Genomic DNA, 15,456 nt, shown 5'->3' with positions numbered 1-15,456 from the left:
AAACTTTAACTTACAAATGATACAAACCACTCCCTTTTTAGGCGAACTTATAGGAACTATGGTCCTAATCTTACTAGGCAATGGCGTGGTGGCCAATGTAGTGCTCAACAAAACTAAAGGCAATAATGGCGGATGGATCGTGATCACTGCTGGCTGGGGGTTGGCCGTTATGGCGGCGGTGTTTACCGCTACGGCTTTAGGCAGTCCTGGCGCCCATATCAACCCCGCCGTCACACTGGCTTTTGCCGTGCTGCAGGGCGACTATAGCCTACTAGCCACCTTCATTCCTGCTCAAATATTAGGGGCCATGATTGGAGCCACCCTCGTTTGGATCCAATATTATTCGCATTGGGAAGCCACCGACGACCCAGGTGCTAAGCTTGCATGCTTTGCCACGGGCCCCGCCATACGCTCGGCCATTCCTAATTTCCTGAGCGAATTCATTGCGACTGGGGTGTTAATTTTAGGAATAGTAGCCATCGGGAACACCAATATTACCAGTGCCGACCAGGGTGGGATTCCTCCAGCCATAGGGCCTTATATTGTGGGTATGCTGGTATGGAGTATCGGACTCTCTTTGGGAGGCACCACGGGCTATGCCATCAATCCAGCGCGAGATTTGGGCCCAAGAATCGCCCACGCCCTACTGCCCATTGCCAAAAAAGGATCCTCCGACTGGGCCTATGCTTGGGTACCTGTGCTAGCACCTCTGCTGGGGGCGGCGATATTTGGTTTCATTCTACGGCTATTTTCTTTTTAAATTCACCTTAGTTTTCAACCCTAATGATTCTCTCAAATGATGAAGAACATCCTTACCGTCCTCTTAGTACTTTTCATTTTAGGCCAATTCATTCGTCCTACACACAATATTTCGGCCGAACAAAGCCCTAACGACATCGAAAGACATTACCAAGTGCCCACCGATGTAAGGCTTACCTTAGAGAAAGCCTGCCGAGACTGCCATTCTAATAATACCCGTTACCCATGGTATTATAATATCCAACCCGTAGCCTGGTGGCTCAATGATCATATCGTAGAAGGGAAAAAACACTTTAATTTATCAGAATTCGCAGCCTATCCTCCCAAAAAGGCCGATCATAAACTTGAAGAACTCATAGAGTCCCAAACCGACCATTGGATGCCTTTGGAATCGTACCAAAAGCTACATGCCGATGCCCGCCTTACCGAAGCGGAATCTCAAGCACTTATTGACTGGGCTAGCGCCGTACGCGACAAAATACAAACGACCCACCCCGAGGCATTCGTAAAAAAGTAGGGAAAATATGCGTAACTAACGGACCATTAGCCGCTTCAAAACGCCTAGAACCAAAGAAAATGCCTGGCATTAAGAAGTCCCTATGGAACGCTTGATGCCAGGCATTTTCTATGAAGTAGGCCTTTAGTTTACCAAAAGCTCATCGATAAATATCCATGCCTTTTCGCCCTTTCCTGGATGCCATACCGGCAACTTGCTCAACGGATAGGCCATCACCTTGATACAGGAAAGATCCTGGCTTGGGAAGTCGGTGGTATAAGATATATTGGACATATTCAATGATTTTTCTTTGGGAACATCCACTTGTATGACCTTCAATCGTTTTAAATGTTCCTCATCTGGCCCTCCCCATACTTCAATTTTTACGGGAGGAAATATATAAGAATCTAGCTTACGGAACATACTCAGGGTAACACTCGACAGGGTAACCGGTTTATCGAAATGCAGCATAGCCCCAAAATCGGTATTCCTATACCCCAACCATTTACCAGACCCCATAGCCGCATCACTCTTGATGCCATCGTTTAAGGCAGCGGCACCTAGGGCACTATACTTTTTCTCAGGCTCGTACAGGAGCCTCACGCTATCTATGGGCTGGCCGGCAATCAGAAATAGCTTGTCACGCTTGGCGCTCCCCAACCAGCCAGGCTTAAAGGCCTTCACCTTTAAGTTCGTATTTTTATCGATTGTGATTGGCCCCTTATACAAATTGGCCAATAGGCTGTCGGGCTCCGACCCATCGAGGGTATAGCGCATCGACACCCCGGGAATCTGATGCCGTAGACTCACCTGCGTGCCCCGCTTCAGAAATGTCTTTTCGTTTTCTATGACCGGGGGAGTAAGGGCTATGACCACCGTATCCCCGTCGAATCCCGATTGGAACTCGGGACCATTCGGCCATTTCAATTGAGCCAACTCTTGCGGGCTTATCCCCGTACTCCATACAAACACCTTCTGAAGAGCTGGAAGTCGTTTCAAAGGCTCTAAATGCTGCGATTTTACGGCGGTTCCACTCAAAGATAACAGCTTCATATGCGCCAAGCCACTTAGCTCGCCGAGGGATGTACCTTGTAAGTCGGTAAAATTTAAGATCAACGTTCTTAACTGCGTAAACTGGCCTACCAGTTTAAGATCTTCATCTTTTATAGGCATCTTGCTCAGGTCCATCGACACTACTTGTTCCTTTAGCGGGAGTATATCCTGAATATCAGAAGCCTTGAACTGAGCTCGATTATAAAAATTAACAGCTAATGCCGGCGATCCCGTAGCCAATGGCGCTATGAGGCGATAGCTCGTATTTAGCTTCGCTATCTGGTCGGCACTGGCCGCTTCAAAATCGTAATGGTCTTGCTGGCGATCGCCACCTATCACTTTTTGGGCATAGGCATACACCGGATCCGTCGCTTCCAACTCGGCGACTTTCTGGTCGAACCTCGAACCGCCCTTCACCCAGGCTGCCAACAGAACCACCTCCTCGTCGGTAAGTTGGGGCTTACCCCTTGGGGGCATATGCTTTTTATCGTCGATAGGAAGGTGCAGTCGGCTAATCAGCAGTCCTAGGTTCGCTTGGGTAGTATCCCATAGTATCCCATTTTTACCCCCTTTGAGTAGCAAGTCTTGGGTCTGCATACGCAGTTCTCCCTTGGCCTTTTGGTCGTTATGGCAGCTATAACATTTTTGTTCTAAAACCGGCTGTACCAGATGCTCATATACGAAGGCTTGCTCCATGGCAACGCGGGGTGTATCCTCCTTACTAGGCAAAAATGCCCCCGTCAAAAAATCTTCCCCATGGGTGAGGTTCCCACCCAAGTGCCCCCCTATGAGCAGAGCCACTACCATGCTGCCCGCCACTAGCTTGGCATACAACTTCCATGGAGGAAGGTAGCGTATTAACCCAAACCACGCCGCACTTCCTACAGATATCCAGATACCCAACCATTTGTGCCAAAACAAGGTTTCACCCTCGTACCCGGCTTCATGGGAGAGAATAAACCCCGAAAAAGCTGCAATAACCGCCGTAAATACGCCAAGTAACAGGAGCATTTCGGAAAGCTGCTGATGCCAGCGTACCGAATCGGGCTTTTCGACCAGCAATACCCAAAAGGCATACAGCAGCAACACCACCAAAGGAAAGTGTAATACCAGAGGATGTAGACGCCCTAGTGGCTGCAGCCATCCTGGAACGGTAAATTGCTCTTCAAAAACTAATAAAAATAGCAGCAGGCCGTTCAGAAAAAAGGCCATATTATACACGATAGCCTTCAGATCGAATGGCCAGGTGGATTCAGTAGTGGGTCGACTCATCAGGCAATAATATCCTTTACAATTTTTCCGGCAACATCGGTAAGGCGGTAACGACGACCTTGGTGTTTAAAAACGAGTTTTTCATGGTCCAAACCCATTTGATTCAGTATAGTAGCATGGAAGTCATGCACATGGACGGGGTTTTTGACGATATTATAACCAAACTCATCGGTTTCGCCATATACCATTCCGGGCTTAATGCCCCCGCCGGCCATCCAAACCGTAAAGGCCCTAGGATGGTGATCGCGCCCATAATCGTCCTTTTCGAGCTTACCTTGGCAATAATTGGTACGACCAAATTCCCCCCCCCAGATAACCAGGGTTTCGTCCAACAATCCTCTTTGCTTTAGGTCGGTCACCAAGGCAGCAGAAGCCTGGTCCGAATCCATACACTGGCCTCTTATTTCCTGAGGAAGCTTGCCATGACCGTCCCAACCTTGGTGGTAAAGCTGTATAAAGCGTACCCCCTGCTCCGAAAGCTTACGAGCTAACAGACAGTTGGCGGCATAAGTACCTGGCACCAGGCATTCGGGACCATAAAGCTTCACGATAGACTCGGGTTCCTTGCTCATATCGGTGATCTCCGGAACGGCCGTTTGCATCCGAAAAGCCATTTCATATTGCTGAATTTTTGTAGCAATTTCAGGATCCCCAAATTCATCTAGCGTTCCTTGGTTGAGCTCGGCTAGCTTATCGAGCATATTTCTTCGCTGGGTTCGGTCCATCCCTTCGGGGTCGCCCAGATACAGGACGGGATTCTCCCCACTGCTAAACTGAACGCCTTGATGCACCGAATCGAGAAACCCGTTAGTCCATAACTTAGAATAGACCCCTTGCCCGTTGCCCTTACCCCGCGAAAGCAACACACAGTAGCCTGGTAAATTCTTATTTTCACTCCCCAGTCCATAGCTCAGCCAAGCGCCCATGCTGGGCCTATTGCCTACTTGTGCACCCGTCTGAAAGAAAGTAAGGGCAGGGTCATGGTTAATGGCATCGGTATTGAGCGATTTCACAAAACAAAGATCGTCGACAATTCCGGCTGTATAGGGCAGCAATTCGCTGATCCAGGCCCCCGACTTCCCATGCTGCTTAAAATTGAACATGGAGCCGGCCAAAGGAAAACTAGCCTGGTTGGCCGTCATGCCCGTCAGCCGCTGCCCCCCTCTAATCGACTCTGGAAGCTCTTCTCCATGCATTTTATTGAGCATGGGTTTATAGTCGAAAAGATCGAGCTGAGATGGGGCTCCATTTTGGAATAAATAGATGATCCTCTTGGCTTTAGGAGCGAAATGGGGCAAGCCTGCAATAATATCACTAGGGTCCGCTTCCCCGCCCTTAAATATGTCGGGCACCAATAACGACCCCAAAGCTGCACTGCCTATTCCAAGACTCATCTTGGAAAGAAAATGCCTCCGGGTGGTGTTCATGCCAAAATCAAATACCTGCTTTTCCATAATGCTCGTTCTTTATTCAGTCCGTTTTACTAAGCCGCTAACCTCCTGAGTGGGTTACACGCCGGTTATATTCTATATCGTAACAAAACTCCTCCCTTGCAAGGGCAGGGACTAGGATTTGGTGATGGTCTCTTCCATATTATACATCATGTTAATTACACGCATCAGGGCCGCCGACTCCTGATAGGGCGCCTTGGTATCGTGTGGATATTCCCCTACATTCAGCACCTTTTGGGCTCCAGCCTTGTTTTTGGTAAAATAGGCCTGTTCTTCCTGGTAATAGTCTAGCAGCAAAGACAACTCCTTGTCGGTAGGCTCACGGCAGACTATCCGCCGAAACGACTCCCTAATTTTTTCCTTTGCCGGACTCTTGCTCACCGCCATTTTTTCGGCTAATACCCTCGATGCCTCCAATACAGTGGGATCATTGAGCATAACCAGAGCCTGTAAAGGCGTATTGGTGTTCAGCCGGGCGACCTCACACTTATCTCGATTGCTGGCATCGAATATAATCATCGATGGAGGGGGCACGGTGAGCTTAATAAATGTATACATGCCCCGCCGATAGAGCAGCTCCCCTTTGTCCTGTACGTAAGTAGCCAGCAATCCACGACCCGAAGTCGCCGATTCCCATAGCCCTTCTGGCTGGTAGGGTTTAACACTATAGCCCCCAATTTTTCGGTTGAGCAACCCACTTGAGGCCAATACGGCATCGCGGATAAACTCGGCAGGGAGCCGTACCCGTATCCCTCTCGCCAGATAGACGTTGTCGGGATCGCGGTCTCTTTTCTTGGGGTCGGCCTTCGACGACTGCCGGTAGGTCGCCGACATGACGATCTGCTTCACCAACCGCTTAACGTCCCAACCATGGTTCATAAAGTCGACAGCCAGCCAATCCAATAACTCCGGATGACTCGGCAAATCGCCCTGCATGCCGAAGTCGCCAGTACTTTTAACAATACCTCTTCCGAAGAATTCCTGCCATAGCTGATTGACAAATACCCGGGCGGTCAGCGGGTTTTGCTTACTGACAGTCCACTGGGCTAGCCCTAGCCTATTCTTGGGATATTTGAGGGTATCAAAGTCCATCACTACCTTCAGGGCCCTGGCCGTAACCACCCGCCCTGGCGCATCATAGACGCCTCTATTAAGAATATGTGTAGGTCGTATGCTATCGTTTTCACCCATCACCGACACGAGCAACTTACTGGTATCGGCATGATTAATAAAGCGCATCATCTCGTTGATCTCCGACTTACTAATAGCCAAAATGGGCGACTTTGCAGGTACACTCTGAGAAACATCCCCCTCAAATCCTTTCTCTTTGGAATTGTTAAAAAAGGCAAATAGGCGGTAATAATCCTCTTGCGACACCGGGTCGTACTTATGGTCGTGGCACTGGGCACACTCCACGGTAAGGCCCAACAGCCCCGAACTATAGGTCCTGGTCTTGTCCAAATTATACTCTATTCGATATTCCTCCGGTATGACGCCCCCCTCTTCGGTATATTTATGGTTCCGTAAAAAAGCGGTGGCGAGCACCTGTTCTTTGGTGGCATCGGGCAATAGATCTCCGGCAAGCTGCCAGGTTATGAACCGGTCGTAGGGCATGTTTTCGTTATAGGCCTTGATCACCCAATCGCGCCAGGGCCATTGGGTCCGGTATTCGTCGTCCTGATAGCCATAGGAATCGGCATAGCGGGCTACATCGAGCCAATGTACCGACATCTTCTCCCCATAGGCCTTTTCGGCCAATAAGGCATCTACGACTCTCTCATAAGACTCCTCACTCTGGTCTTGTTCAAATTGTTGCTGTAACTCCAAGGATGGGGGCAATCCGTTGAGATCGAAGGATAAGCGCTTCAACAAATAAGATTTTTCGGCCTCTTCACTCGGGCTTAGACCCTGTTCGTCCATTTTGGCACGCACAAAATGATCGATCTCATTTTTACTCCAATCGGGATCCGACGTTTCCGGAACTTTTGACGCTTTGGGTACGGAAAACGCCCAGTGGTTCTCATACTTCGCCCCTTGTTCTATCCATCGCTTCAGTAGCCCTATCTCCCGCTCATTAAGTAATCCTAAATGCGACTCCGGCGTTGGCATCTGGTAATCAGGATCAACGGAAGTAATACGCTTAAAGACCTCCGACTCGTCGGGTTTCCCCGGTACAATCGCATATCCCTTCCCATCCTTTAGCTTGGCATAGGCACCTTCGGCCACGTCCAACCGTAGCCCTGCCTCCCGTTTTTGCGCATCAGGCCCATGACAGGCATAACATTTATCAGAAAGTATGGGCCTTACGTGGAAGTTATAGGAAACCTCCTGAAGGCTTCCACTACTTTGTAGCGCCCCATTCTTCTGAAAACAAGAAAAGACGATCACCACCAGGGCTAGTAGCCCTACCATCCCAAATACAATTCTTTTAAACATAGTATAAAGATACAAATGATGTAAATTTTTTCTTAATTTAATACCATGAAAGCTCAAGTTAAGAAATTTTAAACAAAAGCCAGTTCGCCTTATTAAAAAATATTAAAATCAATACCCTTCATTCTTTCAGCACTTAGAAGCAAATACTATTTGAAACTTAATCATCAGCGACAACAATTATTTTTACACACTCATGGAACAAACACACATTAATACGGAAGCTTTGGATATGGTTATGGAAGGACTGATGTCTCGATACAAGGAGAGGGTCCCGGCCGTTGGTCAAATATTCGCAGCCATGCTAGCAGAAGGAATCATAGGCGGTACCCACGAAATCGAAAACGACCATATCGCTTTTAGAACGCTGGGGATAGAGCACTTAGGTGTACGCTCTTTAGAGAAGATATTTCTTCATTATGGTTATCAAAAAAGGTCCCATTACTATTTTGAAGGCAAAAAACTTGACGCCTGGTGGTATAGCCCGCCCAGAGAGTCCGACCCGAGAATCTTCATCAGTGAACTCCGGGTATCGGAACTCTCCAAAGAGAGTCAGCGGATTATCCAGTACTATACCAATCTTATTAAAACCGATCCGGTAGATGCCCTAGACTTGGACGACGCACAGGCGGTGGACAGTTTCCTTCATTCCCCCCTATGGCAAACACCGACCATCGACGATTATAACTATTTATTGGCGGAAAGCGAATACGCTGCTTGGGTAATATTTAACAGATATTACCTCAATCATTTCACCATCAGTTTGCACCATTTGCCGGAGGGCTACAATACCGTGGCGGCCTTTAACGACTTTCTAGAAGCCCATGGCATACGGCTCAATACGGCCGGAGGGAAAATCAAGACCAGTCCAGACGGAGGTCTTATTCAAAGTGCCACGGTGGCGCAGATGATAGAGGCCGATTTCGCTTGGGACGAAAAACGATTTATCGCCGGCTCCTATGTAGAGTTTGCAGAGAGAAAAGCCCTACCCGAATATGCCCATCTGGACAAAACGGTCCTTAAGCGCAGGCATCGACGCGACGGCTTCGAGGCCGCCAACGCCGACAAAATATTCGAAAGCACTTACACTACCCAGATCATCGATGACCTGTGACGGCTGTACAGAGATTGACCCTACGTCCCACTAGCCGGCTAGTGGGACCTATTTTTTTAATCATTGACATAAAAATGTACAATACGACAGGCATTGCCAGTGCTCTTTTCATTTTTTTGAGATAAAACCTTCACCTTCAAACGGTGTTTTCCCGGCTTCAACTCGTCGGATAGGCTAAGATACCAGGGCAGATGCAGCTGCTTACTCCATTGGGTAAACAAGTCGAGGGTCTGGGCTTTTTTCCCATCGACACTATATTCTATGGTAGCCGCATCGGGGCCAGCCACTACGGCGATGCCAATGGCTCTCCCTGTAAACTCTAGCTCGAAGGTATCTCCGGCATGCTCCCCTACTAACATGGGGACGTTAACAAATCCTGGACGAGTACTAAAAGTCGGTTGCGGGGTCCAGGCAGGATCTTGTACAAAACCCTTCAACTTTTTGGCCTGCTGCACCGGGATATAATGCCCCTTGTCGTAGGAATAAGAATCTAAAGCCTTGGGAAGTACCCATTGCTCCCCTGGCTGCCCCTCTTTATTGAGCAATGCCTTAATCGTCTGAAAATAGAGTTCTTGCCCATAAGGGGATGGGTGCAAATTCTTAAAATCATATTTCCAGCTAAACTCCCCAGCTTCGGTACGGTCATATACCTCCTTGGCCAGATTGATATAGGATGCGCCATAATACTGGGCCAACCGCTGGTGTACCGCCACTTCTGTAGGATTCTTATTGGCAGCATAATCGGCATTTTTATCGGGATCGGCAAAGGCCATGAGCACGATACTGGCCTTCGGATTTTGAGCATACATATGGCGCATGATCCCTTCTAAGGCCCGCACCTGCGCTTGCTCGTTAAACCCATTGCCTCGGTCGTTTACAGCCGCCTCCACAAACAATAGGTCAGGGATGCCTTTCTCGAGCACGTCCTGTGCAAACCGGAAGGCATGGGGCGTACTCCCCAAGGAAGGGATACCAGCCGCTATAAAATTAAAATCGGTATCGGGGAATCGCTCCTGAAGATATTTGGAAGTCTTTTCCTTCCACCCAGGGTTATGCGTAATGGAACCTCCTAAGAAGGCCACGGTCCCCTTTTTTGTTTCTGTAAAGGTCTGATAAGCCTGCTCCAGTCCTCGGTTTATTTCCAAATAAGGGTCACGGGAGATGGGATTTTGAACAGGCACCGAATTTTCGATGATAAAATTGGCCCATTTCTCAGGATGCTCTATATAAAAATGATGTCCTCCCAGTTTTTGCTCTCCCCGAGTCATAGGGTATACCGAGGCGGGCCCTCCCTCTTTGATATAGGCAGCCACCAACAAATCGGTATTTTCTGATGGAGGCACTATCTTATCTTCCAGGCCTATCACATGCAAAATGGGAACTTTAAATGCCGCCAGCCCTTTGAGGTCCTTTATAGGATAATCATTAAAATTAGCCGACTCTTGTTCTGTTAACCCATAAAGCTTCAGCCATTCCTGCCACTGCTTAGGACCGCCGTCGCCTTTCCCTTTTCCTCCAGGCCAGCTCCGTGGGTCACAAACGGGAGCTTCGGCATATATACAACTTACCTTGTCGGGGTTGCGCTTGGCCCAACCATATACGTACAGGCCTCCTCTACTCACCCCTTCGAGGGCCACTTTTGCTGCAAATCCTTTTTGGGTTACCAAATAGTCGTAAAACTGATCCCAGGCTTGCATGGCCTTGGGATGCCCATACAGGTCGTTGGTATTGATAAAAGCCACATGAAAACCTTTGGTGAGCAGGATACTGTCCATCTCGGTATGCCAGGTAGGGAAATGCGCCCTCCAAACCCAGGGGTTTCCGGCTAATGCCTTCTCGGGCTTCACATACCAAGCCTGACGGCCAGCGAATTGAAATTCTACTTTCTCAAATCCTTTCCAATCGGTAGTCTTTACCCCCGATGCTTCCTGGCCTAAAACCGGAAGGAGGCCTAAGAAGGCCAAAACTAAAATACTGCACCAAAGTTTTTTCATAATCCCAAAAGTGCCTTTAGATGCATTTTCTACCGTTTAGCCGTCGCTCAAATCTTCTGCGGGGCGAGATAGTAGCCTGTAAAAAAGGATTTTACCTATTTATTTATTATTTTACATAAAAAAAATACCATCATGAACAAGGTAGAAAAATTTAAAACCATGGAAAAGATCCTACGGGAGGTAGAAGATCTTAAGAATAGCCAAACGGCCGTCATCAAGAAAATAGGTTTGATCGAAGCCGAGAATATGAACCTAAACGACCAAGAGCTGCAGAAGTCCCTCAATGTGATATACGATGGGGTGCATAAAAATCTTCAAACGGTGGAAGGCCTCTTCCATACTTTCAGCGATTCGGTAGCCACCTTTAAGCTAAAGGAAAACATTACCGCCGAAATGCTCATGGACATAAAAGCCTAGCTACTGGAACTTAGCTCTGGTAATAGGAAGCTCCAGACCCGAGGGATCTGGAGCAAGGTAGTTCGTATCCTAAGGGATTAAACCTGCAACACCCCTACGTTAAAGGGTTTAACTATGGGGGCCTGGTTAGCGGCCTGAATACCCATGGATATAATTTTGCGAGTTTCCGTAGGGTCAATGATACCATCCACCCATAGCCGGGAGGCGGCATAGTACGGCGACAACTCTTCGTTATAGCGATTGGTAATTTCGTCGAGCAATTCTTTTTCCGCTTCGGGGGTTATCGTCTCCCCGCGAGACTTATGCTTAGCGGTTTCGATCTGCAATAGGGTATTGGCAGCGGTGGCCCCACTCATCACGGCCATTTGAGCAGTGGGCCAGGCAAATATCAGTCGCGGATCGTAGGCCTTGCCACACATGGCATAGTTGCCGGCTCCATACGAGTTGCCTACGATAAAGGTAAACTTAGGCACCACCGAGTTGGCCACGGCATTCACCATTTTGGCACCATCCTTGATGATCCCACTCTGCTCGGCCTTACTGCCCACCATAAAGCCCGTTACATCCTGAAAGAATACCAGCGGAATTTTTTTCTGGTTGCAATTCATAATGAACCGGGCCGCCTTGTCGGCAGCTTCACCGTATATCACCCCTCCAAGCTGCACCTCCCCTTTGCCCGATTTCACGATGGTACGTTGATTGGCTACGATTCCTACCGCCCAGCCATCGACTCTGGCATAGGCACAAATGATCGTTTTCCCATAATCGGGCTTGTATTCCTCGAGCTCCGAACCATCCACAATACACTCCAATATTTGGTTCATATCGTAGGGTTTTAGCCGATCGGTAGGCAGTAGATCATAGATAGCATCTAGATTTTTAGCCGGCGTCACAGCCTCCTTCCGACTGAAACCGGCCCAATTTGGCGCTCCTAGTTTATCTATATGCGAACGAATAGCCTCCAAACACGACGCGTCGTCGGGATACTTATTATCGATAACGCCCGAAATCTCGGAATGCATGGTGGCCCCTCCCAAAGTTTCGGAGTCCACCACTTCGCCTATCGACGACCGTACCAGGTAGGAACCCGCCAAATACACCGACCCCGTTCCTTCTACTATAAAGGCTTCGTCGGACATGATGGGCAGATAGGCTCCCCCCGCCACGCAGCTTCCCATTATAGCCGAAATCTGTACGATTCCCATCGCCGACATCTGGGCGTTATTTCTAAAAATCCTTCCAAAATGTTCCTTATCGGCAAATACTTCCGCCTGCATGGGCAAATATACCCCTGCACTATCGACCAAATAGATAGTCGGCAGCCGGTTTTCCATGGCAATCTCCTGGGCACGCAAATTCTTTTTGGCTGCTATCGGGAACCATGCCCCTGCTTTTACGGTGGCATCGTTGGCGACGATCATGCACAGCCGTCCCATCACGTACCCAATCCCCGTCACCACTCCACCCGACGGACAGCCGCCATCGTCGGCATACATACCATCAGCTACTAGTGTTCCTATTTCCAAGAAGTCGGAATCGGGATCGATCAGGTGGGCGATACGCTCCCTAGCCGTCAGTTTCCCCTTTTTATGCTGGGCTGCTATTCGTTTAAGACCGCCCCCCAAGCGAACGTCTGCTTCCTTTTGTTGGAGGGCCTCCAGTAATTCTTGCATCGACTGCCTGTTGTCCATATCAATCTATTTTCTGTTTGAAAATTAAGGTAAGCAATCTAGGATAGAATCCAAACCAAAGCCACTTACCGGGTAAGGTTCTGCTACGTACCTAAAAGCACTCCACACCCTACTTATATCAATTATATCAAGCGCTTACCTCAGCCCATTTTTTATTTTTCTTTACCGATTGCTTCGCCTCGGGGTTATAACGAAGGCAGAGGCCAATCCAATATTGAAAGTCTGCTCGACGACGGTACCCTTCCACCCCCACAAATACATACCCTTTCATGGGGCGACCATTGAACACCATTTCCCTGCAGCCAGACTTCTCAAGGGCCATTTCATACATTTCTGGGCCAATTCTGCACATCATTTCATCTTTGACCACTCCTACACACATCTTACTGTCGACCATATAGCATACCCCTCCAAACCTATACCGCTCTTCTACAAGGGGCACCTGCGCCAGCTCTTCCCTAATTCGTTCGCTCAATTGTTCGTTATAAGCCATTTTACTCCATTTGAAAGTAGCAATATCGTCCCATCAAATTAGGCAGAAAACAAGCCAATTGCAATAGATAAGCCCAGGCCCTAGCCCCCTACTTTTTCTTGGCAAGCCCTATAAAATCGCGCCAGTTGCCGGATTACCAGGGACGATGCCATTACCTACAACCCCACTATTTATTGAATAAATTATATATTATAGTAAAATTATATTAACCCATCAACCCATTCTAAAGGAATCCAGCTTCCCTCGAAATCCCTCCAACCTAGACCCTAAACCTTGACAATTAGGCATTACTAGACTAAGGATAAGTACATTTCAAGAAATTTTAGCTAACTTGCACCCGTTATTGGGATAGCAGGCAGGCTTATACATATGCAACCGAAAGATCAACTTCCCATTCAGACTAATTATTAGTTTCGTTATATTTCACACAAAGCCTTCAACCTTTAGTTATCCGAATTGCCTCATGAAAACTTGTACTCCACCCTGACGTTCACCCCACATTTTTCTTAAGGACAAAAGCATCAATTAAGGGACCTAAAGTCACTTTAAAGAGCGCTGCTACGTCCGATAAGTTTGGACAAGGCATTTCATATTCCTATGGAAGGACATTGTCTAGACGAATATTTAGAGCCATTCAGTTGGGTTCTAAGGTTTCTATGAACATTTATTAAAACCAATACCCCATTCAAACTAGCTTATGAAAGGATATTTAAATCTATTTGATTTTACCCAAAAAGTAAATTATAAAACCGAAGTCCTATCGGGGCTTACAGTAGCCCTAGCCCTGATTCCGGAGGCGGTTGCTTTCGCCTTGATAGCCGGCTTATCGCCCCTTACGGGACTTTATGCCGCCTTCGTCATGGGTTTTATCACTTCTATCTTTGGAGGCCGTCCCGGCATGATTTCAGGAGCTACAGGTGCCGTAGCGGTGGTCATTGTGGCGCTAGCCAAAACACACGGAGTGGAATATATTTTTGCCGCCGTCGTACTAGCCGGTGCTATACAGGTTTTAGCAGGCTTGTTTAAGCTTGGCAAATTCATTCGCCTGGTACCGCATCCGGTTATGTTCGGCTTCGTTAATGGATTGGCCATCGTAATTTTCATGTCCCAAATCATCCAGTTCCAGCAGGTAGATGCTGCTGGTAACACGAGTTGGCTCAGCGGAACGCCACTATATACCATGTTGGGATTGGTATCGATTACCATGCTCATTATATGGGGACTCCCCAAGCTCACCAAGGCGATACCCGCATCCTTAGCGGCTATCCTTACCATTTCGGCCATTGTGATCGGACTAGGTATCGACACCCGTACTGTAGGCGACATCGCCTCCATTCAAGGCGGTTTCCCTCCTTTTCATATTCCCATGGTTCCTTTTAACTTGGAAACCTTGCAGATCATCCTCCCTTATGCCGCCATTGTAGCCGGAGTAGGGCTGATAGAAAGCTTGCTTACCCTCAACTTGATCGACGAAATCACCGAAACCCGGGGTAGTGGTAACAGAGAAGCAATAGCCCAAGGAGCGGCCAATATGCTCTCTGGGTTATTTTCGGGGATGGGCGGTTGCGCCATGATCGGCCAGAGCCTGATCAACATCTCCTCAGGCGCTAGAGCAAGGCTTTCTGGTATCGTAGCGTCGGTATTGCTGTTGATTTTTATCATGTTCGGGTCGAGCCTGATCGAACAGATTCCCATGGCAGCCCTTACCGGCGTAATGATCATGGTGGCTATAGGCACCTTCGAGTGGGCTAGCTTTAAGATGATCGGCCGGATGCCCCGCCACGATATTTTTGTAGGAATGCTGGTAGCGGCCGTTACCGTCTTGCTACATAACCTAGCCCTGGCCGTTTTAGTAGGGGTAATTATCTCAGCTTTGGTGTTCGCCTGGGAAAATGCTAAGCGTATCCGTGCCAAAAAGTTCGTCGACGACAAGGGCGTAAAGCATTACCAGATCTATGGCCCGCTCTTTTTCGGTTCTGTGGTGGCTTTCAACGAAAAGTTTGAGGTATTATCCGATCCTCAAGAGGTGGTCATCGACTTTTCCGAAAGCCGGGTCACCGATATGTCGGGTATAGAAGCCCTCAATAAGATTACCGAAAGGTACCACAAAGCCGGCAAAAAGATTCATCTGAAACATTTGAGTCCCGACTGCCGTGCCCTCTTGCAAAATGCCAATGAGGTGATAGACGTTAACATCATCGAAGACCCTACTTATCATGTAGTGGTATAGCGACTCTGGTTTACACAAAAAAGGCCTTTTGCATGATGCAAAAGGCCTTTTTT

The 15,456-nt window shown here is 48.2% G+C and carries 11 protein-coding genes; 5 read left to right on the top strand and 6 right to left on the bottom strand.

All coding sequences use genetic code 11. The annotated features are described in order from the left end of the window. Nucleotides 1-19: 19 nt before the first annotated feature. Both CLV98_RS01455 and CLV98_RS01450 read left to right on the top strand, forming a co-directional pair. Nucleotides 20-760, top strand: a complete 741-nt coding sequence (locus tag CLV98_RS01455) for an MIP/aquaporin family protein (protein ID WP_229203201.1) — start codon at nt 20-22, stop codon at nt 758-760. Nucleotides 761-796: 36 nt separating this feature from the next. Next, nucleotides 797-1,276 carry a heme-binding domain-containing protein gene (locus CLV98_RS01450; RefSeq protein WP_109672192.1) on the top strand — a complete coding sequence of 160 codons (480 nt, stop codon included), beginning with the start codon at nt 797-799 and terminating at the stop codon, nt 1,274-1,276. Between the two features lie 123 nt (nt 1,277-1,399). Here the strand turns inward: CLV98_RS01450 and CLV98_RS01445 are convergent, their stop codons facing one another. From CLV98_RS01445 to CLV98_RS01435, 3 genes are all read right to left on the bottom strand, one after another. Then, nucleotides 1,400-3,580 carry a chitobiase/beta-hexosaminidase C-terminal domain-containing protein gene (locus CLV98_RS01445; RefSeq protein ID WP_109672191.1) on the bottom strand — a complete coding sequence of 727 codons (2,181 nt, stop codon included), beginning with the start codon at nt 3,578-3,580 and terminating at the stop codon, nt 1,400-1,402. Continuing rightward, nucleotides 3,580-5,034 carry a DUF1501 domain-containing protein gene (locus CLV98_RS01440; protein WP_109672189.1) on the bottom strand — a complete coding sequence of 485 codons (1,455 nt, stop codon included), beginning with the start codon at nt 5,032-5,034 and terminating at the stop codon, nt 3,580-3,582. Before CLV98_RS01440 ends, CLV98_RS01445 begins: the two co-directional genes overlap by 1 nt. 111 nt (nt 5,035-5,145) lie before the next feature. Further along, complete coding sequence (locus CLV98_RS01435) at nt 5,146-7,467, bottom strand: PSD1 and planctomycete cytochrome C domain-containing protein (protein WP_170120657.1); 2,322 nt, start codon at nt 7,465-7,467, stop codon at nt 5,146-5,148. 193 nt (nt 7,468-7,660) lie between these two features. Here CLV98_RS01435 and CLV98_RS01430 point away from each other — a divergent pair, with 193 nt between their 5' ends. Further along, a complete protein-coding gene (locus CLV98_RS01430) occupies nt 7,661-8,578 on the top strand; it encodes a DUF1338 domain-containing protein (protein WP_109672187.1) in 918 nt (305 codons plus the stop codon). A 56-nt stretch (nt 8,579-8,634) separates the two neighbouring features. Here the strand turns inward: CLV98_RS01430 and CLV98_RS01425 are convergent, their stop codons facing one another. Further along, a complete protein-coding gene (locus tag CLV98_RS01425; protein WP_109672186.1) occupies nt 8,635-10,572 on the bottom strand; it encodes an SGNH/GDSL hydrolase family protein in 1,938 nt (645 codons plus the stop codon). Nucleotides 10,573-10,704: 132 nt separating this feature from the next. On the opposite strand from CLV98_RS01425, the gene CLV98_RS01420 reads away from it, so the two are divergent. Continuing rightward, nucleotides 10,705-10,989, top strand: coding sequence for a hypothetical protein (locus CLV98_RS01420; protein WP_109672184.1), 285 nt, complete (start codon nt 10,705-10,707; stop codon nt 10,987-10,989). A gap of 77 nt (nt 10,990-11,066) precedes the next feature. Here the strand turns inward: CLV98_RS01420 and CLV98_RS01415 are convergent, their stop codons facing one another. Both CLV98_RS01415 and CLV98_RS01410 read right to left on the bottom strand, forming a co-directional pair. Continuing rightward, on the bottom strand, nt 11,067-12,662 hold the full coding sequence (locus tag CLV98_RS01415) for an acyl-CoA carboxylase subunit beta (protein WP_229203157.1): 1,596 nt from the start codon (nt 12,660-12,662) through the stop codon (nt 11,067-11,069). Between the two features lie 145 nt (nt 12,663-12,807). Then, nucleotides 12,808-13,173, bottom strand: coding sequence for a TfoX/Sxy family protein (locus tag CLV98_RS01410; protein ID WP_109672180.1), 366 nt, complete (start codon nt 13,171-13,173; stop codon nt 12,808-12,810). 697 nt (nt 13,174-13,870) lie between these two features. Between CLV98_RS01410 and CLV98_RS01405 the strand changes: the two genes are divergently transcribed. Continuing rightward, nucleotides 13,871-15,403: a SulP family inorganic anion transporter gene (locus CLV98_RS01405; protein WP_109672178.1), complete on the top strand. Its 1,533-nt coding sequence runs from the start codon at nt 13,871-13,873 to the stop codon at nt 15,401-15,403. The last annotated feature ends 53 nt before the right edge of the window (nt 15,404-15,456 follow it).

It is taken from the genome of Dyadobacter jejuensis (genome assembly GCF_003149085.1).
GTDB classification, from domain to species: Bacteria; Bacteroidota; Bacteroidia; order Cytophagales; family Spirosomataceae; genus Dyadobacter; species Dyadobacter jejuensis.
This window is presented reverse-complemented; position numbering and strand designations above follow the sequence as displayed.

Bases quoted from the DNA above. Each gene is read 5' to 3' on its own strand.
- CLV98_RS01450 (WP_109672192.1), top strand. From the start codon at position 797: ATGATGAAGAACATCCTTACCGTCCTCTTAGTACTTTTCATTTTAGGC.
- CLV98_RS01445 (WP_109672191.1), bottom strand. From the start codon at position 3,580: ATGAGTCGACCCACTACTGAATCCACCTGGCCATTCGATCTGAAGGCT.
- CLV98_RS01440 (WP_109672189.1), bottom strand. From the start codon at position 5,034: ATGGAAAAGCAGGTATTTGATTTTGGCATGAACACCACCCGGAGGCAT.
- CLV98_RS01435 (WP_170120657.1), bottom strand. From the start codon at position 7,467: ATGTTTAAAAGAATTGTATTTGGGATGGTAGGGCTACTAGCCCTGGTG.
- CLV98_RS01430 (WP_109672187.1), top strand. From the start codon at position 7,661: ATGGAACAAACACACATTAATACGGAAGCTTTGGATATGGTTATGGAA.
- CLV98_RS01425 (WP_109672186.1), bottom strand. From the start codon at position 10,572: ATGAAAAAACTTTGGTGCAGTATTTTAGTTTTGGCCTTCTTAGGCCTC.
- CLV98_RS01420 (WP_109672184.1), top strand. From the start codon at position 10,705: ATGAACAAGGTAGAAAAATTTAAAACCATGGAAAAGATCCTACGGGAG.
- CLV98_RS01415 (WP_229203157.1), bottom strand. From the start codon at position 12,662: ATGCAAGAATTACTGGAGGCCCTCCAACAAAAGGAAGCAGACGTTCGC.
- CLV98_RS01410 (WP_109672180.1), bottom strand. From the start codon at position 13,173: ATGGCTTATAACGAACAATTGAGCGAACGAATTAGGGAAGAGCTGGCG.
- CLV98_RS01405 (WP_109672178.1), top strand. From the start codon at position 13,871: ATGAAAGGATATTTAAATCTATTTGATTTTACCCAAAAAGTAAATTAT.